15 protein-coding genes are annotated in these 20293 nt (G+C 71.1%); 3 read left to right on the plus strand and 12 right to left on the minus strand.

Annotated features, from left to right (window positions below):
• Nucleotides 1-53 precede the first annotated feature (53 nt).
• Entirely contained in the window at nucleotides 54-1613 is a 1560-nt protein-coding gene (gene guaA, locus BMY07_RS12755; RefSeq protein WP_092777848.1) for a glutamine-hydrolyzing GMP synthase, read from the minus strand.
• A 288-nt stretch (nucleotides 1614-1901) separates the two neighbouring features.
• Here guaA and BMY07_RS12760 point away from each other — a divergent pair, with 288 nt between their 5' ends.
• A complete protein-coding gene (locus BMY07_RS12760; RefSeq protein WP_092777850.1) occupies nucleotides 1902-3359 on the plus strand; it encodes an aldehyde dehydrogenase family protein in 1458 nt (485 codons plus the stop codon).
• A 41-nt stretch (nucleotides 3360-3400) separates the two neighbouring features.
• Complete coding sequence (locus BMY07_RS12765) at nucleotides 3401-3826, plus strand: protein-tyrosine phosphatase family protein (protein WP_092777852.1); 426 nt, start codon at nucleotides 3401-3403, stop codon at nucleotides 3824-3826.
• Here the strand turns inward: BMY07_RS12765 and BMY07_RS12770 are convergent.
• From BMY07_RS12770 to BMY07_RS12780, 3 genes are all read right to left on the minus strand, one after another.
• A complete protein-coding gene (locus BMY07_RS12770) occupies nucleotides 3819-7115 on the minus strand; it encodes an error-prone DNA polymerase (protein WP_092777854.1) in 3297 nt (1098 codons plus the stop codon). The genes BMY07_RS12765 and BMY07_RS12770 overlap by 8 nt on opposite strands.
• A gap of 594 nt (nucleotides 7116-7709) precedes the next feature.
• The gene (locus BMY07_RS12775; protein ID WP_177215570.1) at nucleotides 7710-9203 is read right to left on the minus strand and encodes a DNA polymerase Y family protein; all 1494 of its coding nucleotides are present in this window, start codon (nucleotides 9201-9203) and stop codon (nucleotides 7710-7712) included.
• 50 nt (nucleotides 9204-9253) lie between these two features.
• Nucleotides 9254-9724, minus strand: a complete 471-nt coding sequence (locus BMY07_RS12780; protein ID WP_092777856.1) for a hypothetical protein — start codon at nucleotides 9722-9724, stop codon at nucleotides 9254-9256.
• Between the two features lie 680 nt (nucleotides 9725-10404).
• On the opposite strand from BMY07_RS12780, the gene BMY07_RS12785 reads away from it, so the two are divergent.
• The gene (locus BMY07_RS12785; RefSeq protein WP_177215556.1) at nucleotides 10405-11154 is read left to right on the plus strand and encodes an acyl-CoA thioesterase; all 750 of its coding nucleotides are present in this window, start codon (nucleotides 10405-10407) and stop codon (nucleotides 11152-11154) included.
• Between the two features lie 37 nt (nucleotides 11155-11191).
• Here BMY07_RS12785 and purH read toward each other — a convergent pair whose 3' ends face one another.
• The 8 genes from purH to BMY07_RS12825 form a co-directional block, all read right to left on the minus strand.
• Complete coding sequence (gene purH, locus BMY07_RS12790) at nucleotides 11192-12766, minus strand: bifunctional phosphoribosylaminoimidazolecarboxamide formyltransferase/IMP cyclohydrolase (protein ID WP_092777860.1); 1575 nt, start codon at nucleotides 12764-12766, stop codon at nucleotides 11192-11194.
• Nucleotides 12763-13392 (minus strand): phosphoribosylglycinamide formyltransferase, encoded by a 630-nt coding sequence (purN, locus tag BMY07_RS12795; RefSeq protein WP_092777862.1) that lies wholly within the window; start codon nucleotides 13390-13392, stop codon nucleotides 12763-12765. The genes purH and purN overlap by 4 nt, the downstream gene beginning before the upstream one ends.
• 65 nt (nucleotides 13393-13457) lie before the next feature.
• Nucleotides 13458-14900: a cell division protein PerM gene (locus BMY07_RS12800; protein ID WP_092777864.1), complete on the minus strand. Its 1443-nt coding sequence runs from the start codon at nucleotides 14898-14900 to the stop codon at nucleotides 13458-13460.
• Between the two features lie 148 nt (nucleotides 14901-15048).
• Nucleotides 15049-15729, minus strand: coding sequence for a DUF5336 domain-containing protein (locus BMY07_RS12805; RefSeq protein ID WP_092777866.1), 681 nt, complete (start codon nucleotides 15727-15729; stop codon nucleotides 15049-15051).
• A 160-nt stretch (nucleotides 15730-15889) separates the two neighbouring features.
• On the minus strand, nucleotides 15890-16780 hold the full coding sequence (gene sucD, locus BMY07_RS12810; protein WP_092777868.1) for a succinate--CoA ligase subunit alpha: 891 nt from the start codon (nucleotides 16778-16780) through the stop codon (nucleotides 15890-15892).
• A 2-nt stretch (nucleotides 16781-16782) separates the two neighbouring features.
• Complete coding sequence (sucC, locus tag BMY07_RS12815; RefSeq protein WP_092777870.1) at nucleotides 16783-17952, minus strand: ADP-forming succinate--CoA ligase subunit beta; 1170 nt, start codon at nucleotides 17950-17952, stop codon at nucleotides 16783-16785.
• Nucleotides 17953-18108: 156 nt separating this feature from the next.
• Nucleotides 18109-18378, minus strand: a complete 270-nt coding sequence (locus BMY07_RS12820; protein ID WP_092777872.1) for a hypothetical protein — start codon at nucleotides 18376-18378, stop codon at nucleotides 18109-18111.
• The gene (locus BMY07_RS12825; RefSeq protein ID WP_092777874.1) at nucleotides 18375-20060 is read right to left on the minus strand and encodes a hypothetical protein; all 1686 of its coding nucleotides are present in this window, start codon (nucleotides 20058-20060) and stop codon (nucleotides 18375-18377) included. The genes BMY07_RS12820 and BMY07_RS12825 overlap by 4 nt, the downstream gene beginning before the upstream one ends.
• Nucleotides 20061-20293: the final 233 nt, after the last annotated feature.

Genomic DNA, 20293 nt, shown 5'->3' on the forward strand with positions numbered 1-20293 from the left:
AGGCCAACGCGGCCTCTAACGCCTACTCCCACACTGCGCCTATCCCGCCCGCCCTACTCCCACTCGATGGTGCCCGGCGGCTTGCTGGTCACGTCCAACACCACTCGGTTGACCTCCGCGACCTCGTTCGTGATCCGCGTCGAGATCCGCTCCAGCACGTCGTAGGGCAACCGGGTCCAGTCCGCGGTCATCGCGTCCTCACTGGACACCGGGCGCAACACGACCGGGTGACCGTAAGTGCGGCCGTCGCCCTGCACGCCGACGCTGCGGACATCGGCGAGCAGCACCACCGGGCACTGCCAGATGTCGCGGTCGAGCCCGGCCGCGGTCAGCTCCTCGCGGGCGATCGAGTCGGCCGCGCGCAGGATCTCCAGGTTCACCGCGTTGACCTCGCCGATGATCCGGATCCCCAGGCCGGGTCCCGGGAACGGCTGGCGCTGCACGATCGTCTCCGGCAGCCCCAGCTCGGTGCCGACCCGGCGCACCTCGTCCTTGAACAGCGCGCGCAGCGGCTCGACCAGCTCGAACTCCAGGTCGTCGGGCAGCCCGCCCACGTTGTGGTGGCTCTTGATGTTGGCCGCCCCCGCGCCGCCGCCGGACTCGACCACGTCCGGGTACAGCGTGCCCTGCACCAGGAACCGGTACTTGTCGCCGCCCGCCTCGGCCTGCAGGTCCAGCTCGGCCTGCTCGAAGACCCGGATGAACTCCCGGCCGATGATCTTGCGCTTCTCCTCCGGGTCGGTCACCCCGGCCAGCGCGGCGAGGAACCGCTCGCGGGCGTCCACGGTCACCAACCGGACCCCGGTGGCGCTCACGTAGTCGCGCTCCACCTGGGCGCGCTCGCCGGCGCGCAGCAGCCCGTGGTCGACGAACACGCAGGTCAACCGGTCGCCGATGGCCCGCTGGACCAGGGCGGCCGCCACCGCGGAGTCGACCCCGCCGGAGAGCCCGCAGATGGCCTTGCCGTCGCCGACCTGGGCGCGGATCCGCTCGACCTGCTCGTCGACGATCGACGCCGTTGTCCACTGCGGACGCACCCCGGCGATGTCGTGCAGGAACCGGCGCAGCACCTCCTGGCCGTGCGGCGAGTGGTGCACCTCCGGGTGGTACTGCACGCCCGCGAAGCGCCGCTCGGTGTCCTCGAACGCCGCGACCGGCGCGCCCTCGCTGCCCGCGGTCACCGCGAAGCCCTCGGGGGCCTTGGTCACGCAGTCGCCGTGGCTCATCCACACCGGGTGCCGCCGGGGGAGCCCGTCGTGCAGGACGCCCTCGGCCGCGGCCAGGTCCGTGCGGCCGAACTCGCGGGTGCCGGTGTGCTCGACGGTGCCGCCCAGCGCCAGGGCCATCGCCTGGAAGCCGTAGCAGATGCCGAACACCGGGACACCGGCGTCGAACAGGGCGGGGTCGACCGAGGGGGCGCCGTCGGCGTACACGCTCGACGGACCGCCGGAGAGGATGATCGCCGCCGGGTCCTTGGCGAGCAGGTCGGCCACCGGGGTGGTGTGCGGGACCACCTCGGAGTACACCTGCGCCTCCCGCACCCGGCGCGCGATCAGCTGCGCGTACTGGGCACCGAAGTCCACCACGAGGACCGGGCGCTGACTGTCTGTCATCGACGTGCACCTTCCGTTGGCGCGGAAGCCGGAGCACCGAGACGGGGGGTCCCCACATCGGCGCACGGCGTCCATGACCGTGCGCCGACCGGTCCCTCCCTGGGTTTCTCTCCCGGAGATGCCTGCCCGCGCACCTGTCCGCGCGGGCTTTCCGTGACGCTCGAACCAGACCCGCGCCTGGTCAGGCGCGGCGGAACCCTAGTCACCACCGTCGGTCAGCCACCGACATCCTAACCCGGGGCGTTCTCGGCCAAGCCCCGCACCCGGACGCGGCCTACCGTTGCAGGCATGACCGACGAACAAGACGCCGTGGTCGCCAAGCCGCGCCCGTTCTGGGTGGCGGGCAGACCGCACAGCAGCGATGACACCATCGAGGTGCGCCACCCCTACGACGGGACCGACGTGGCGACGGTGTCGGTGCCCGGCCCCGAGCACGTCGAGGCCGCCATCGCCGCCGCGGCCGCCGCGGCCAAGCCGCTGCGCTCGGTGCCCGCGCACGTGCGGGCGAGCGCGCTGGCGCACGTCGCGCACACGCTGGCCGCGCGCACCGAGGAGATCGCCGAGACGATCACCGCCGAGAACGGCAAGCCGCTCAAGTGGTCCACCATCGAGGTGGCGAGGGCGGTGTCGGTGTTCACCTTCGCCGCCGAGGAGGCCCGCAGGCACGTCGGCGAGCTGCAACGGCTCGACACCGACGTCGCCGGTGAGCGCCGCCTCGGCCTGATCCGGCGCCGCCCGCGCGGCCCGGTGCTGGCCGTCGCGCCGTTCAACTTCCCGCTCAACCTGGTCGCGCACAAGGTCGCCCCGGCGCTGGCGGTCGGCGCCCCGGTGATCGTCAAGCCCGCGTCGGCCACCCCGCTGTCCGCGCTGCTGCTCGGCGAGATCCTGGCCGAGACCGACCTGCCCGCCGGCTCGTTCTCGGTGCTGCCGGTGCGCGGCGCGGACATGGCGACGCTGATCGAGGACCCCCGGCTGCCGGTCATCTCGTTCACCGGCTCCACCGGCGTCGGCCACGGCATCAGCGCGGCCGCCCCGCGCAAGCACGTGGTGATGGAGCTGGGCAGCAACAGCGCGGCCATCCTGTGCCCCGACTGGACCGACCTGGACTTCGCCGCCAAGCGGATCGCCACCTTCGGCAACTACCAGGCCGGGCAGTCCTGCATCGCGGTCCAGCGGGTCGTGGTGCACCGCTCGCTCGCCGACGAGTTCATCCCCAAGCTGGTCGCCGAGGTCGAGGCCCTGCGCACCGGCGACCCGCACGACCCGAACGTCGACGTGGGCCCGCTGATCGACGAGCGCAACGCCGAACGCGTCGAGACCTGGGTGTCCGAGGCGGTCGCGGCCGGGGCGACGCTGCTGACCGGGGGCAAGCGCACCGGGGCGACGGTCGAGCCCACCGTCCTCAGTGGTGTTCCGGCGGCGGAGAAGGTGTCCTGCGAGGAGGTCTTCGGGCCGGTGCTCGTGGTGACCGTCGTGGACACGGTGACGGAGGCGTTCGAGGTCGCGAACGGGACCGACTACGGGCTCCAGGCGGGCGTGTTCACCCGCGACCTGCAAACCGCGTTCCAGGCCTCCGCCGACCTGGAAGTGGGCGGCGTGGTCATCGGCGACGTCCCGTCCTACCGGGCCGACCAGATGCCTTACGGCGGCGTGAAGGGTTCCGGGACCGGCCGCGAGGGCCTGCGCTCGGCGATGGACGACTTCACCGAGGAACAGGTGATGGTCCTGTCCGGGATCGACCTGTAATGGTTTTTGTCGAGCTGGTCATCCTCTGGTAGTCGTACTGGATGACCAGCTCGATCACCTTCCCGGACGGCGTCACCGTCGAAGCCAGGGGCCTGCGCACCGGCCCCCGCACCGGCACGACCCCCGACTTCGGCCTCTACCTCGGCGGCTCCCGCCTCCGCCGCCACGAACCAACCCTCACCTGGCCCCACTCCTGGATCGACTGGCCCGACTTCCTCCTCCCCCGAGACCGCCAGGAAGCCATCCGCCTGATCCGCACCACCCACACCCGCGCGGCAAACGGCGACCTCGTGGAAATCGCCTGCGGCGGCGGAGTCGGCCGAACGGGGACAGTCCTGTCGTGCTTGGCCATCCTGAGCGGTGTAGCGCCGACTGAGGCGGTTGCCTGGACACGACAGCACTACCTTCCCCGTGCAGTCGAAACCCCATGGCAGAAGCGCTGGGTGGAGAGGTTCCCTGCTACCTGAAGTCGCGGGATTTGGCCTCTATGCGCATGTGCAGGGTCTGGAGGTGGTCGGCATAGAGGCTGATCACACCTTCGCTCTTCTCCAGGGTGCCGCGGACTAGGAGGGCTGCGCTGGTGCGGGCTATGCGGCGGTAGCGGGTCCAGAGGCCGGGGGAGCAGACGACGTTGAGCATGCCGGTTTCGTCTTCGATGTTCAGGAAGGTCACCCCGCCCGCGGTCTGGGGGCGTTGGCGGTGGGTCACGGCGCCGCCCAGGAGGACTCGGGTGCCGTTGTCTACTGTGGACAGCTTTGTCACGGAGAGGGCGCCTATGCGGTCCAGGTAGGGGCGGATGAACTGGGTGGGGAAGCTGTCGGGGGAGATGCCGGTGGCCCAGACGTCGGCTATGGCTTGGTCCAGGGTGTCCATGCCGGGCAGGGTGGGGGCGTTAGCGCCGACGACCGTGCCGGGGAGGTAGCCCTTCCCTTCGGAGACAACGGCACCTGCGGTCCATAGGGCTTCCCGCCGGTGAGGGGTGAAGCAGCTGAAGGCGCCCGCGGTGGCCAAGGCCTCTATCTGGGGGCGGGTCAGTTCAACGCGGCGCGCTAGGTCTGTCATGTCGGTGAAGGGGGTTTCGCTGCGGGCTTCGACGATGCGGGTGGCCAGTTTCTCGCCAATGTTGCGGATGGTGCTTAGGCCAAGACGGATGGCAGGTCGTTCACCCGCCGGTTCGAGGATGGGATAAGAGATGCTGGCGTTGATGTCCGGCCCGAGCACTGTTACCCCGTGGCGGCGTGCGTCGGCTACCAGGGACTGAGGCGAGTAGAACCCCATCGGCTGCGCACGCAACAAGGCGGCGCAGAAGGCCTCTGGGTAGTAGAGCTTGAACCAGGCGCTGGCGAAGACAAGGTAAGCGAAGCTGAGGGCGTGGCTCTCCGGGAAGCCGAAGTTCGCGAACGCCAACAGTTTCGCGTAGATGCGCCCGGCCAGCTCCTCGTCGATCCCGTGCGCGGCGGCCCCGGCGTAGAACCGCTCCCGCAGCCGCTCCATCCGCCGGGTGGACCTCTTCGCGCCCATCGCGCGGCGCAGCTCGTCGGCCTCCGCCGGGGTGAAGTCGGCGATGTCGACGGCCATCTGCATCAGCTGCTCCTGGAACAGCGGCACGCCCTTGGTCTTGTGCAGGGCCTTCTCCAGCAGCGGGTGGTCGTAGGTGACCTCCTCGTTGCCGTTCTTGCGCCGGATGTACGGGTGCACCGACCCGCCCTGGATCGGACCGGGCCGGATCAGCGCCACCTCCACCACCAGGTCGTAGAACTCCTCCGGCCGCAACCGGGGCAGCGTCGCCATCTGCGCGCGGCTCTCCACCTGGAACACACCGACCGAGTCGGCCCGGCACAACATCTCGTACACGCCCGCGTCGGCCAGGTCGAGCGCACCGAGGTCGACGTCCTTCCCGTGGTGGTCGCGCACCATCTCCACCATGTAGCGCAGCGCCGACAGCATGCCCAGCCCCAGCAGGTCGAACTTCACCAGCCCGACGGCGGCGCAGTCGTCCTTGTCCCACTGCAGCACGGTCCGGTCGGCCATCCGCGCCGGCTCGACCGGGCACACCTCGCTCACCGGCCGGTCGCAGATCACCATGCCGCCGGAGTGGATGCCCAGGTGCCGGGGGAAGTCCTCCAGCTGCCCGGCCAGCTCGAGCACCGCGTCCGGCACGTCCAGGTGGTTGTCGCCGACGGTGCTGGTCAGCGGCCCCCACCGGTCGATCTGCTTGCTCCACGCGTCCTGCTGGCCCGGCGAGTACCCCAGCGCCCGCGCCATGTCCCGCACCGTCGACTTGGCCCGGTAGGTGACCACGTTCGCCACCTGCGCCGCGTGCCGCCTGCCGTGCTTGGCGTAGACGTACTGGATCGCCTCCTCCCTGCGGTCGGACTCGATGTCCAGGTCGATGTCCGGCGGCCCGTCCCGCGCGGGCGCCAGGAACCGCTCGAACAGCAGCTCCCACCGCACGGCGTCCACGTTGGTGATCCCCAGCGCGTAGCAGACCGCCGAGTTCGCCGCCGATCCCCGGCCCTGGCAGAGGATCCCGCTGGACCGGCAGAACCGCACGATGTCCCACACCACCAGGAAGTAGCCGGGGAAGCCGAGCTCCTCGATCACCCCGAGCTCGTGCGCGATCTGCGCGTGCGCCCTCGGCGCCTCCGCCGCCGACCCGTACTTCTCGGCCGCGCCCAGGTGCACCAGCTCACGCAGGTAGGTCACCTCGTCATGCCCATCCGGCACGGTGAACGGCGGCAACTTCGGCGCCACCACCTCTAGGTCGAACGACAACGCCACACCCAACACCGCCGCGCGCTGCACCGCCCCCGGATACCGCTCGAACCGCGCCGACATCTCCGCCCCCGTACGCAAATGAGCCGTAGGCGCGGGCGGCAACCACCCCTCCAACTCATCCAGACTCCGCCGCGCCCGCACAGCCGCCATCGCCGCCGCCAACCGCCCCCGCCCGGGATGCGCGTAGTGCACAGCATTGGTCGCGATGGTCGGTAGGCCTAGGTCAGTCGCCATACCCGCGAGAAGGTCGTTGCGCGCGGAGTCCTTGGGGTAGCCGTGATCGACCAACTCGACGAAGACGCGGTCCTTGCCGTAAGCGACCTTGAGCAGTCGCAACTGCTCAAACGCTGCGGTAGGACCACCTTCACTGAGCGCCTTGCGAACAGCCCCCTTGCGGCAACCCGTGAGAGCAACGCAGTGATCCCGCGTCTCTTCCACTACCGCCCGCAGGTCATAGAGAGGCTTGCCCTTCTCCTCACCGTCGAGATGGCCCGTAGTGAGCACCCGACACAGCCGGTGGTAACCCTCTTGCCCGGCCGCGAGGAGCAGGAGATGCTCCCCCTCAGGATCAGCCACCCCATTCTGCGGCGCCGTCAACCCCAAGCTGAGCTCAGTACCAAAGACCGTCCTGACCCCCACTTCCCGCGCCGCCTCGGCAAAGCGAACAACCCCGTACATCCCGTCATGATCAGTGATCGCGACCGCATCAAGCCCCAGCAACGCGGCGGCCTCCACCAACTCCTCGGGGTGCGAGGCGCCGTCCAGAAAGCTGAAGTTGCTGTGGCAGTGCAACTCCGCGTACGGAACCCGCTCCTCCCCGCCACTGCTATCGGTGACCACCTCCCCCACCGACGAGAAAAACCGCTCCCGATGCCGCGTCCACGCCGGACTATCCCCACCATCCCCCACCACAGGCGGCCGCCCGGACAGAATCCTCTCCAACTCCGACCACCGAACCGGAGGATTACTCCACCCCACCCCAACTCCTCTGCATCCCTGCCAGGCCCCCAAACACGTTGCCCCCACCCGGCCCTCACAGACGTTGGCCAACCACCCACCCCCGAACAACGTTGGCCCCACGCGCCCCGCTACAACGTTGGCCCCCACACGCTCCTCGGAGTCGCTGGTGCCAACTGCTCGATGTGGCGGACTCGTTTTGTGCGGGGGAGAATGGCCCATAGCGTCGTTCGCGGCAGGGCCTGCTTTTCGGCCCCTGCTTTGCGGTTCTGCCACGGGTTATTCAGGGGCCCCGCGCAAAATGAGTTCGCCACATCGAGCAAAGCTCGTAACTCGCGCCCAGGCCAATGCCGAAGGCGAGGTCTGTCCGTCGATGGCGCAGCCGAGATCGAGAGCCGCCCACCCCCAGCTCAAGATCAAACCGCCCAGAGCAGCCCCCGATACACAGCCTACCGGGACACACCACCAGAACGGGCCGAACGAGCGACCAGCCTGTGGACAACTCCACCCCTCACTCCGCCCTCGTCTCCTCCGGCGACCTCCGCTGCACCGGAATCAACTCAGCCAGGTCGAACAGATCAAGCCACTCATCCAGAATCGGGTCAGTCGGGGACATCAGTCGTAGATTCCTTCCACGGACCACTTCTCGTTCTCGCGTACCAGGAGCAGCGCATCCTGGTTGTCCACTTCGGACTGCTCGGCCAGCAGCACCTGCAGCCGCGCCCGTCGCCTCCCGTTGTCCTTCTCCCACCAGCGTTCGTCCGCAGGCCACGGCCCCGCCCACGCGATTACCCGCCGAGTGCTCCCCGCAACCGCTACCTCGTCCGGTTGCGAGGTAAGCGTGAATCGCCCGGTTACCCCTACCTCCCCGCCATCGCGGTCCAGCACTGTTGCCGGGACGCGCTGTGTGGGGATCGTTGCCGGTGATGGGCTGGGTAATCGGCCGGGCCAGGGGAGGTCGGGGGAGGTGGTGGGGGTTTGTTCGTCGCCCCAAGGGGTCAGGGTTACCTGGTCGCTGGGGGAGCGGCCGCCGGTGAGGGTGGGGGTGAGGACGCCTTCTTGGCCTAAGAGGCCTTGGACGTGGATCATTGCTCGGGAGGCGCGGGAGGTTTGTTCGTCGTTGCCGCCTTGCCAAAGGCCTAGTTGGAGGGCGTGGCCGTCAACGGTTTCCTCGGGCTCTAGGCGTAGCAGGGTGATTCCGGCTGACGGGCGGGTGGGGCTGCGGAGCCAGCCGTCCAGTTGCCAGCGGACGCGGTCAGAGATGCCGGACGGGGTAAGAGGATCCGCGCAGCGCCAGAGGCGGGTCAACTCCTCGCCGTTGGCGGTGCTGGCGTGGATGGCCAGGCGGGTGCAGGCCAGGCCGTGCGAAGCAAGCAGGTTGTGCAGCTTCTCGCCCAAGGTGCGGGCGATGAAGGCGGCAGCGTCGACTCGGTCGATCGGCGGGTCAGGGCTGAGTGTGACCGATAGGTCTACCGGCGGTCGTCTGCGCGAAGGGGGCCGTTGTTCCAAGCCGCTGGCGAGGCGGTGGGCGTAACCGGCGTCCGCGCCGAATCGGGACGTGACGTCGTTGTGGGACAACGCGGCGAAGGCGCCCAGGGTGTAGATCCCCAACCGCCGCAACAGGTCCACCAGGTCGGGGCGGTCGGCGAGTTCGCGGATGTCCAGCGGTGCGAGGAACCGCGCGCTCTCACCCGGCGGCACGACCAGACCCCGGTGCGCGGCCAGCGTCGCCGCGAACAACCCGTCCGCCACGCCGACCTGGGACTCGGCGCCGGTGCGGGTCGCCACCTGGTCGATCACCCGCTCGGCGGCCGACTCCTCCGACCCGAAGTACCCCGACGGCCCCCGCGCGGGCACCGCCACCACCCCGGGGGCGACCACCTCGACGCCGACCGCCAACTCCTCCACCGCGGCGGCCACGGGTTCGAACAGCCGCGCGTCCCGGTCGAGGTCGGTGGGCAGCACCGCGAGGTCCGGGCACCGGCCCTGCGCCTCCCGGCGGCGCAGGCCCTGGCGCACGCCCTCGCGGCGCGCCTGGGCGTTCGCGCAGACCACCTGGTTCGCCGAGACCACCACGGCGGGCGCGTCCGCCGACAGCCCCGCCGCCATGCCCGCGGCCACGACCGGCCAATCCGGGCACCAGAGGACGAGCAGGCGGGTCACGGTGTTCTCCTGATAGCGGTGTCGTCGCTGATGGCAGCGCTGCTGTGGTCGAACATATGTTCGAACGAGGGTGCCGTCAAGGGCGTCTCACCCCGCAAGGTGAACGTGGTCCGCCGAGGTCGGGCAGCCGCTCCGCGACCCCTGGCGCGCACCTCGACCAGGTGGCTGTCGAGGTACCCGTGGCCGTCGTGCAGGCCCGACCAGCGCCCGTGCGCCACGGTCAGCTCCAGCTCGGCGCCCGGCCACGGACCGACCGCGATCAGCGCCGCGCCCCGGCTGCGGGCGCGCGCGGACAGCTTGCGCGCGAGTTGGTCGCCGATCCGGTTCGCGGCCACCGCCACGATGTCGAACCCGTCGAGCAGCGCCGCGACGACCGCGGCGAGATCCGCGCCAGGTTGCGGTATCAGGGCGATGCGCTGGACAGCCATACCTGCCTCGGCGGCGGCCAACATCCCGAGGTTGGGCATACCCACGACGGCAGTCCAAGACCCCTGTGAGCTTGCCTCTGCGAGCAAAGCGAGTAAGAGCCCGGACGACCCCTGGACCGAGACCGTGCCACCGCGCCGCAAGCCGCCCCAGGGGAACAGGCTCGACAAACCTTGGTGGACAGGGAGAACGCGCGGACCGGCAAGAGTGCCCGGCTCGACGCGAAAGGGTTGTGGGCTCGAGTGCGCCGACATGCTCAGCCGCCGCGGGGTGAGGCAAGCGCGCCGTGGGCGCGTTGGGGCTTGAAGGGTTCTAGGACCGCTGCGCGCCGATAGCGCTGACGGACCGGTCAGGTGTCGCGAGGTGACGCGTGCCGTGGTGGGCACGCCGGGAAATGAAAAGTGGTCGCTACCTGTTCCCGAGTACTTCCCCGCGCCGGGACCAGGTAGCGACCACACCGCGATACCTCCCACGGGTCCACCGCGCGCGCCGCTCATCTCGCGCGTGGTCTGCCGTGGGGAGACGGCGGTTTTCCGGGCGACCGGCCTCGACTCCAGTCGCCCGAGTCGAACAGGTGTTCGACATCCGAAGAATACCCCACCCGGACCCGCTGTCAAACCGGTCCGGAGCGGGTCGCGCATGACGTAGATCTCGGCGCACCGACCCCCTACCTCGCACTATGGTCGGTTGCGTAAAACCACTGACCACGAGGTGTGCCGCCATGAGCGTCCTGGCCGATGTCGAACGCGTCGACGAGAGTTGGCGCTCGTGGACCGGTGCCCACGGCGGCCTCTTGGCGGGCATAGCGCTCGACCACGCGGGGAGGCTGGTCTCGGGGCTACCGGCCCGAGCCGTGCACGTGTCGTTCCTGTCGGCAGTGCGGTCCGACGAGGTTCACGTATCGGCAGACCTCGTCAAGGCAGGCCGCAGCAGCTCGACCGTCATCGCGCGCCTGCAAGCAGGCGAGAAGCTCGCCCTGCTCGCCACGGCTACCTTCGGCGGCGGGGACAACGGGCCAGGCAGTCCGGCCATCTCACTGCCGGATGTCCCTGATGTCGACACCTTGGCGCCGTTCACGCTGCCGCCGGGTCTTGTGCCGTTCGCGCAGCACATCGAGTTCCGGCCGGTAGGCGGCGTTCCGCTCAGCGGCGGTGACAGTCCTGTCCTGACCTCTTGGGTCCGTCTCGTCGCCCCGCCCGCTCGACCCGAGTCAGCGGCGACGGTACTGCTGGACGTACTCGCTCCCGCGCTCTATGCCACACGCACGACCCCGGTGCCGATCCCCACGGTCGAACTGGCCGTGCACTTCACCGAGGCGGCGCACACCTTCGACGCCAACGAGTGGGCGTTCGCGCGCATCCACACCGAACACGCGAGCGCGGGCTGGTGCGTCGATGCCAGCGAGGTGTGGAACCGCGCGGGCGAACTCGTCGCCACCGGCCGCCAGACCCGCCGCATCCTCCAGGGCTGACCGTGGGGGCGGGCACATCCCCGCCCCCACCACAGCGTCAGTGCGCGAAGTGCCTGGTCCCGGTCAGGTACACCGACACCCCGGCCGCCTCGGCGGCCGCGAGGACCTCCGCGTCCCGCACCGAGCCACCCGGCTGCACGATCGCCTTGACCCCGGCCTCGACCAGGACCTCCAGGCCGTCCGGGAACGGGAAGAACGCGTCGGACGCGGCGACCGCGCCCACCGTGCGGTCCCCGGCCCTGGCCACCGCCAGCTTGGCCGCGTCCACCCGGTTGACCTGGCCCATGCCCGCGCCCACGGTCGCGCCGCCCTTGGCGATCAGGATCGCGTTGGACTTCACCGCCCGCACGGCCCGCCAGGCGAAGGCCAGGTCGGCCAGGGTGGCGTCGTCCACCGCGGGCCCGGTCGCCAGCGTCCACTTGGCGGGCTCGTCGCCCTCGGCCTCGATGGTGTCGATGGTCTGCACGAGCAGCCCGCCCGACACCGGCCGCAGCTCGGCGCCCAGCCTGCGCGGCGGCTCGGCGAGCAGCACCCGGATGTTCTTCTTGCGGGTCAGCACCTCCACCGCGCCGTCGGCGTAGGCGGGGGCGACGACCACCTCGGTGAAGATCTCCGCGACCTGCTCGGCCATCGCCAGGCTGACCTCGCGGTTGCTGGCGATCACGCCGCCGAACGCGCTGGTCGGGTCGCAGGCGTGCGCGTTGCGGTGCGCCTCGGCGATGTCCACGTCGGACACCGCGATGCCACACGGGTTGGCGTGCTTGATGATCGCCACGCACGCCGCGGCGTGGTCGTGCGCCGCGCGCCAGGCAGCGTCAGCGTCGACGTAGTTGTTGTAGGACATCTCCTTGCCGTGCAGCTGCGTCGCCGTCGCCAACCCGGACGAACCGTCACCCTGCACGTACAGCGCGGCGCTCTGGTGCGGGTTCTCCCCGTACCGCAGCACGTTCTTGCGCTGCCAGGTAGCGCCAACCCACCCGGGGAAGCCGGAACCCTCGTCGTCCGGCGCGAGCGTGCTGCCGATCCACGAGGCCACCGCGACGTCGTAGGACGCTGTGTGCCGGTACGCCGCCGCGGCGAGGGACTGCCTGTCGGGCAAGGTGAAGCCACCCGCGCCGACCTGCTCCAATAGCCACGAGTAGCGCGAGGGGTCGACGACGACGGCGACGCTGGCGTGGTTCTTCGCCGCCGCGCGCACCATCGCGGGTCCGCCGATGTCGATCTGCTCGACGCACTCCTCCGGCGACGCGCCCGAGGCGACCGTCTTGACGAACGGGTACAGGTTGACCACCAGCAGGTCGAACGGCGCGATCTCCAGCTGGTCGAGCTGCGCGACGTGCGCGGGGTCGCGCATGTCGGCCAGCAGCCCGGCGTGCACCCTCGGGTGCAGTGTCTTGACCCGGCCGCCCAGCGACTCGGGGAACCCGGTGACCTCCTCCACCGGCGTCACCGGGACCCCGGCGTCGGCGATGGTCTTCGCGGTGCCCCCGGTGGAGACGATCTCCACCCCGGCCGCGTGCAGGCCGGTCGCCAACTCCAGCAGGCCGGTCTTGTCCGACACGCCGATCAGCGCGCGGCGGATCGGCCGCCGCTCGACCTCGGTAACGGTCACGGGATGCTCACCTTTCGTCCGTCCACGGTGTAGCCCTCTGCGGTCATCCTGGCGACCACGTCGACCAGCAACCGCCGCTCCACCGCCTTGATGCGTTCGTGCAGGGCCGCCTCGTCGTCGCCCACCTCGACCGGCACCGGCTCCTGGCTGATGATCGGCCCGGTGTCCACGCCGCCGTCGACCAGGTGCACGGTCGCCCCGGTGACCAGCACGCCGTGCTCGATGGCGTCGCGCACCGGGTGCGCGCCGGGGAACGAGGGCAGCAGCGCGGGGTGCGTGTTGATCATCCGGCCGCCGAAGCGGGCCAGGAACGCCGACCCCAGGATCTTCATGAAGCCCGCCGACACCACCAGGTCCGGCTCGTGCGCCGCGACCGCCTCGGTCAGCGCGGTGTCCCACGCGTCGCGGTCCGCGTGGTCGCGGGTGCGCACGGTGAACGTCGCGATCCCCGCGCGCTCGGCCCTGGCCAGCCCTTCGATGCGGGTGCGGTCAGCGCCCACGGCGACGACGGCGGCCGGGTACCCGGGGCGCGCGCACTCGTCGAGCAGGGCCTGCAACAGGGTGCCGGAACCGGAGACCAGGACGACGACCCTGGCAGGCGCGGTGGGCGGGTGGTGAACGCTCAAGCGTGGTCTCCTGCGACGGCCGGAACGGGGTGTGCCCAGCGTAAGCCGTGCGCAGTCGATCTTGGTCAGCGCCCCGATGCCTGCTCGTCCCCGGTGTCCGCGCTCGCCACGGGCTCCTCGGCGCCGCCCCGGTCCTCGCCGTCGTCAGCCGGGTCGGGATCGGGGCCGGTCGGGTCGGTGTCGGGGTCCGCCACGTCCTCGACCTCCGCCGACTCGCCGTCAGCGGTCTCGAGTCCGTCGGCGTCCTCGGCGTCGTCCGGCTCGGCTTCGGGGTCCTCGGACTCCGAAGACTCCGAAGACTCCACGGTGTCGTCGAGGTCGGAGTCCTCGTCCGGCACCGGTTCCGCGCGGACCGGCTGCGGCCCCGCGGTCCAGGCGACCACCGCGCCGGGCAGCGCGACCCAGGCCACCAGCGCCACCGACAGCCACGCCGCCCGCAGGTCGAGCGGGTGGAACGGGCCACCGCCGAGCGCGCCACCGGCCGCGCCGCCGAGCACCGCGAACGCCATCGCCACCACGACCGAGGCGACCACCACCGCCCGCACCCGCACCGCGGGCGACTCGTCGACCTCCCGCAGCACCCAGCCGACCAGCGTGCCCACCGCGGCGGGGAACGCGAACAGCAGCAGCCACCACGCCTGCCCGTGCTCCGGCAGGGCGCCGAGCAGCGGCAGCGGCGGGACGGCGCCACCGTGGAAGTCCACCGGCGACACGACGACCGAGCCGAGCGAGAACCCAGGCCCCGCCGAGAACGCCGTAGCCGCTACCACCGCGTTCGGCAGGTAACCCAACGACAGCAACAACATGCCGATGCCGCCGCCGATGCCCTCGACCGCGAACAGTTGTTTCACGGTCGGGAAAGACAGTGCCAACGCCAGAGTCAGGACAACCGCGCCAGACGCCAACAACGCCGCCACGGCGAGCAAACCGGCCCGGAGACCTCTAAGCGCTATCGCGTCCATCCGGTCGGACAACATGTGCGACAACCCCGCGCGCGGCAACACACCTGCCACAGCAGCGATACCGGACAAGAGCGCCGGGTAGTACAACCCCGCCAACGGATCGATCGTGACCGTGCCATCGGAACACAACAACGCCAACGACAACCCCGCCACAGCATGCGCGCCGACGATGGCCCCTACGACCTGACCGGCCTCACGAGGCGTCTCGACCGACAACCGGTCCGCCGCTGCCGCCGCCGTCCGCCACGCCAGCACCAACACCAGCAGCGTGGGCAGCAGGGGCAACGCGCCCAGTTCGTGGCCCTCGATCCGCACCGGCACCTGGTGCGCGCCGAGCCAGCCGGGCACCGCCGCCGCCAACACCCCGGAGGTGGTGAACAGCGCCCGCGGCGCGATCGCGGTGACCAGCGCCAACACCGCGGCCACCGCGGCGTACCCGGTGAGCAGCGGTCCCACCGCCGCGACCGCGAGCACCCGGACCCGCAGCGACCGGGGGAGTTCGACCCGGTCCTCGTCCTCGGCCTCCAGCAGGTCGGTGTGCGGCATGCCGCCAACTCTGACATCCGGGTTGCTCCGATCGGGTCAGGCACGCCGCCGTGACCCCATCCGGTGAGCGCCGGTGTGACCCGGGAACGCGGAACGGGCGGGGCGGCCGGTTCCCCGTGCCACCCCGCCCGTCCGGCGAAGAGGTGTGTCAGCCCTGCTGCGGGTACCCGCCGGGCGGCGTGCCCGGCGCGTGCGGCGGCTGGCCGAACTGGCCCTGCTGCGGGGCGAAGGTGGTCTGCCCGCCCGGCTGCTGCTGCTGCGGTGGCTGCTGCTGCACCGGCGGCTGGCCGTAGGGCTGCTGGAACTGCCCGGACGGCGGGTTCGGGTTGTACCCGCCCGGCTGGCCGAAGTGGCCGTGGTGCTGGCGCGGCGCGGGCGGCTTGAGCAGCTCGGCCTCGTAGAGGAACGCGCCGACCGAGAGCAGCGCCTGCACCAGGCCGAAGATCAGCACCATGATGCCGCCCGCCTTCAGCTCACCGCTGCTGGCGAACACGGTGAACAGGTAGGCCAGCGCCGCGCCGAGCACGACGGCGACCGACTGGACACCGACCTTCTTGTCCCCGGGCAGCACCGCGGGCAGGGCCAGCAGGGCGCCGACGAACAGCAGCCCCGGCACCCAGCCAAGGCCGCCCTCGTAGAAGCTGATCGAGGCCGCGACTGGCGCGAACCCGAGGAACAGGTTCAGCGCGCCGAGCCCGATGACGACCAGGTTCAGCGTCTGCGCCAGGGTGAACCTGCTGCCGACCGGCGGCGGTCCGAAGCCCGGCTGCGGCTGGGGCTGCGGTTGTCCCGGCCCCGGGTATCCGCCCGGCGCACCTGGGTAGGTCATCGCGTGCTCTCCTCAGCGACGAAGAAACATCAGAGCCAGCGAAAACGCTAGCCCATCCCGGCCCGTTCGACGTCGGCCGGTCGGTGCCGGTTCCCGAACAGGTGAAACGAGGTGGGGCCGGACGCTACCAGCGCCCGGCCCCACGACCCACCGCGGCGGACTAACCGCGCGCGGTGAACAACTCCCTGGCGAGGGCGGCGGTCTCCGACGGCGTCTTGCCGACCTTGACCCCGGCGGCCTCGAGGGCCTCCTTCTTCGCCTGCGCGGTGCCCGCCGAGCCGGAGACGATGGCGCCGGCGTGGCCCATCGTCTTGCCCTCGGGGGCGGTGAAGCCCGCGACGTAGCCGACGACCGGCTTGGTCACGTTCTCCTTGATGTAGGCCGCGGCCCGCTCCTCGGCGTCGCCACCGATCTCGCCGATCATCACGATCAGCTCGGTCTCGGGGTCGGCCTCGAACGCGGCGAGCGCGTCGATGTGGGTGGTGCCGATGATCGGGTCGCCGCCGATGCCGACCGCCGACGAGAAGCCGATGTCGCGCAGCTCGTACATCATCTGGTAGGTCAGCGTGCCCGACTTGGACACCAGGCCGATCTTGCCGGGGCCGGTGATGTCCGCCGGGATGATGCCCGCGTTGGACTTCCCGGGGCTGATCAGGCCGGGGCAGTTCGGGCCGATGATCCGGGTCTTGTGCCCGGTGGCGACCGCGTGCGCCCAGAAGTAGGCGGAGTCGTGCACCGGGATGCCCTCGGTGATGACGACCGCGAGGCCGATCTCGGCGTCGATCGCCTCCAGGACGGCGTCCTTGGCGAACTTCGGCGGCACGAAGATGACCGACACGTCCGCGCCGGTCTCGGCGATCGCCTCGGCGACGGTGGCGAACACCGGCAGCGACTGGCCCTCGATCTCGACCTTGGTGCCCGCCTTGCGCGGGTTCACCCCGCCGACGACGTTGGTGCCGGACTTGAGCATCCGCGCGGTGTGCTTGGTGCCCTCGGAGCCGGTGATGCCCTGGACGATGACCTTGCTGTTCTCGGTCAGGAAGATAGCCATGATCAGACCCCCGCAGCCGCGAGCTCGGCAGCCTTGTCGGCAGCGTTGTCCATCGTGTCCACGACGGTCACCAACGGGTGGTTGGCCTCCGCCAGGATCCGCCGACCCTCGTCGACGTTGTTGCCGTCCAGGCGCACGACCAGCGGCTTGGTGGCCTCGTCGCCCAGGATCTGCAGCGCCGCGACGATGCCGTTGGCGACCGCGTCGCAGGCGGTGATGCCGCCGAAGACGTTGACGAACACCGACTTCACGTCCGGGTCGTTCAGGATGATGTGCAGCCCGTTGGCCATCACCTCGGCCGAGGCGCCGCCACCGATGTCGAGGAAGTTCGCCGGCTTGACGCCCTTGTGCTTCTCACCGGCGTACGCGACGACGTCCAGGGTGGACATGACCAGGCCCGCGCCGTTGCCGATGATGCCGACCTGGCCGTCGAGCTTGACGTAGTTGAGGTCCTTGGCCTTGGCCGCGGCCTCCAGCGGGTCCTCCGCCTCCTTGTCGACCAGCTCGGCGTGGCCGGGCTGGCGGAAGGACGCGTTCTCGTCCAGGGTCACCTTGCCGTCGAGGGCGATGACCTTGTCCTGCGGGTCGCGCACCAGCGGGTTGACCTCGACCAGCGTGGCGTCCTCGCTGACGAAGGTCTCCCACAGCTTGACGATGACCTCGGCGGCCTGCTCGAGCACCTCGGCCGGGATCTTCGCCTGGGTCGCGATGTCGCGCGCGGTGTCCAGGTCGACGCCCTTGATGGCGTCCACCGGCACCTTGGCCAGCGCGTCCGGGCGCTCGACCGCGAGCTGCTCGATCTCCATGCCGCCCTCGGCCGAGGCCATCGCCAGGAAGGTGCGGTTGGCGCGGTCGAGCAGGAACGAGAAGTAGTACTCCTCGGCGATGTCGGAGGCGACGGTCACCAGCACCTTGCGGGTGATGTGGCCCTTGATGTCGAGCCCGAGGATCGCCTCGGCCTTCTCCTTGGCGCCATCGGCGTCGTCGGCGAGCTTGACCCCGCCCGCCTTGCCGCGGCCGCCGGTCTTCACCTGCGCCTTGATGACGACGGTCTGCCCGAGGCGCTGCGCGATCGCGTGTGCTTCCTCGGGGGTGCTTGCCACGTCGCCCGGCAGGACCGGGACCCCGTGGGCGGCGAAGAGATCCTTCGCCTGGTACTCGTACAGGTCCACTCGACAGTCTCCTGACTTACGGTGTCGACGTGCTGCTGCTTAGGGGCGACAGGCTTGCCTGGCTTCGCGCTGCCGCCACGACACGGGAACCCTAGCGACGTGGGATGGGGCTTGACACTTCGCATCCGGTGAGGTCCGTCACGACCGGTGGTGACGTCACTCACCGGCCGTGTCGACCACCCAGGACACGATCGAGTCCACGCCGACCACGGCGATGTCGGCGGCACCATTCTCCGCCAACAGGGCGGTGATCGCTCCTAGAGCGGCCGGTGCCGCGATCGCGTCGGCGTCCTCTTGCACTGCCGTGCGCACCAGCCCAGTTGGGTCTGTGTCGACCAGGTAGATGACCTCGACGCCGTGGTCTCTTAGCTGCGTCGCGATAGAGGTGACTATGGCGCTGTTGTCGCTGACCAGCACGATCCTCACCGGCGGCTCAGCACCATCAACCCGGCGACGACCAGTGCCGCCGTGCAGGCCAGCGAGAGCCACAGGCCAGGACCGGGCACCGACCCGGCCGCGCGCGCGGCGGTCAGCGGGTACTCCAGGACGCGCACGCCGACCAGGCCCGCGCACCCGAGCAGCAGCGCGCCCGCCCGGTGCGGCCGCGACAGCGGGGTCAGCGCCACCGCGACCACGACGGTGAGCGCGGCGAGCAGCAGGCCGAGCGAGGCCAGCCGGAACTCGGTCCAGATGCCCGGCGGGACCAGGCCGGTCGCCTTGACCACGGGCAGCCCGAACGCGCCGATGGCGAGCAGTCCGGCGACCGCGAGCGGGGCGACCAGCACCAGGTCGAGCGGCCGCTCCTCGACCTCACCGCGTTCGGCGTTGCCCGCGACCAGCGCGACCACGGCGGCGGCCGCGGCGAGCGCGCCTGCTGCCGCGGTGAACCAGACCGCCGCGCCGGTGCCGACCGTGGCGTCCACCGCGGTCGCGGTCACCACCGCGTCCAATGTGGACATGCCCGCGAGCGGGATGGCGGCGAGCGCGGCGGCGAAGGCCGGTCGCAGCGCGGTCGCTGTCTTGCTGAAGAGAAGAGGTAGGGCCAACGCGGCGACGAGGATGCCCGCGGGCAGGAACAGCCGGTTCGAGTAGGTCTCCTGGGCCACGCCGTTGACCGCGATCACGGTGGTGGTGCCCGCCGCGATGCCCGCCAGCCCCGCGAGGAGACCGAGCACGCCCGCGATCCGGACCGGCTCCGACCGGCCGTGCGCCCGGGTGGTCACCCACAAGGACACCGCCAGTCCCGCTGCGGCCAGCAGGGCCACGTACGGCCCCGGCGCCGCGTCGAGCAGGGCCACCCACAGCCCGGCGGCGATCTGCGGAGCGGTGATCGCGAGCACGCCCAGCGCCGCCCCGACGCTCACCCCGCGCGCGACCGACGGCCGCGACCCGGCACCGACCAGGGCGGCCGCGACCACACCGGCGCCCGCGGCGAGCAGGGCGAACCGGAGCAGCCACGGGCTGTCGATCAGGCCCTCGGCCAGCAGGAAGGCGTTGCCCGAGGTGAACGGGGGCAGTTGGAGCCCGAACGCGGCCACGACCCCGGCCACCAGACCCAGGGGCGCGGAACGCTGCCGCACCTCGTCGTCGAGCTCGGCGGCGTAAGGGGTCCCGTAGGGCGCGCCCGCGCGGTTGGCCGCCATCAGCCCGGCCGCGATCACCAGCAGGTGGCCGACGAGCAGGACCCAGAGCCCGGCGCCCGCCCGCAGCGGGGCGAGGCTCGTCGGGACCATCACCTCCGGGCGGGACACGACCAGCGGGTCGAGGAGGAACTGGAGGTCGCCGAGGAACCGGCCCGGGGTCAGCAGTGCCGCGCCGACCAGCACCCCGGCCGCCACGATCGGCCTGCCCGCGACCGCGAGCGCCGTCGCCACCACCGGCGGCAGCACCGCCAGCAGGACCAGCAGCGGGATGGAGGCGAACGCCGCGGCCGGGGAAGCGTCGACCAGGCCGATAAGGGGGCCCGCGACCTGGGCCACCGCACCCGCCGCGGCCACCGCGAAGGCGAGCCGCAGCCGGGACGGGCTCTCCGCCCACCCGATCCGGGGACCAGGGCTGGCGTCGGCGGCCGAGTCGGCGGCGGGCGGGGTGGTGATCCGCAGAGTCATCGCGGGCAACGCTAGCAAGCAGATCGTTCCGGCGCGGCCCAGCGTGCTGCCGGGCCCGCGGCGGTGCTGTCCTTTTTGTCCGCTCTGCCGCCTGTCTCGGCGTGTGCGGTGCGTACACAGAATTAGTGAGCGCCACCGCTGGCCTCCGTGGGGCTGGAGGAGCGCATGTGGGTGAACGCGGGGCTGCCGCTGCGCGGTGTCACCGGCCGTGACCTGGGGCGACCGGTCGAGGG

The organism is Actinokineospora terrae (genome assembly GCF_900111175.1).
In the GTDB taxonomy this organism is placed as follows: Bacteria; Actinomycetota; Actinomycetes; order Mycobacteriales; family Pseudonocardiaceae; genus Actinokineospora; species Actinokineospora terrae.

Excerpts from the sequence above, each read along its gene's own strand:
- BMY07_RS12805 (WP_092777866.1), bottom strand. The coding sequence starts at position 15,729 with ATGACCTACCCAGGTGCGCCGGGCGGATACCCGGGGCCGGGACAACCG.
- sucD (WP_092777868.1), bottom strand. The coding sequence starts at position 16,780 with ATGGCTATCTTCCTGACCGAGAACAGCAAGGTCATCGTCCAGGGCATC.
- BMY07_RS12825 (WP_092777874.1), bottom strand. The coding sequence starts at position 20,060 with ATGACTCTGCGGATCACCACCCCGCCCGCCGCCGACTCGGCCGCCGAC.
- BMY07_RS12775 (WP_177215570.1), bottom strand. The coding sequence starts at position 9,203 with ATGGCGGCGGGGCTGTCGGCGGACGCGCCCGCCGTGGTGGTCTCGGCG.
- guaA (WP_092777848.1), bottom strand. The coding sequence starts at position 1,613 with ATGACAGACAGTCAGCGCCCGGTCCTCGTGGTGGACTTCGGTGCCCAG.
- BMY07_RS12800 (WP_092777864.1), bottom strand. The coding sequence starts at position 14,900 with ATGCCGCACACCGACCTGCTGGAGGCCGAGGACGAGGACCGGGTCGAA.
- BMY07_RS12765 (WP_092777852.1), top strand. The coding sequence starts at position 3,401 with ATGACCAGCTCGATCACCTTCCCGGACGGCGTCACCGTCGAAGCCAGG.
- BMY07_RS12785 (WP_177215556.1), top strand. The coding sequence starts at position 10,405 with ATGAGCGTCCTGGCCGATGTCGAACGCGTCGACGAGAGTTGGCGCTCG.
- BMY07_RS12780 (WP_092777856.1), bottom strand. The coding sequence starts at position 9,724 with ATGCCCAACCTCGGGATGTTGGCCGCCGCCGAGGCAGGTATGGCTGTC.
- BMY07_RS12760 (WP_092777850.1), top strand. The coding sequence starts at position 1,902 with ATGACCGACGAACAAGACGCCGTGGTCGCCAAGCCGCGCCCGTTCTGG.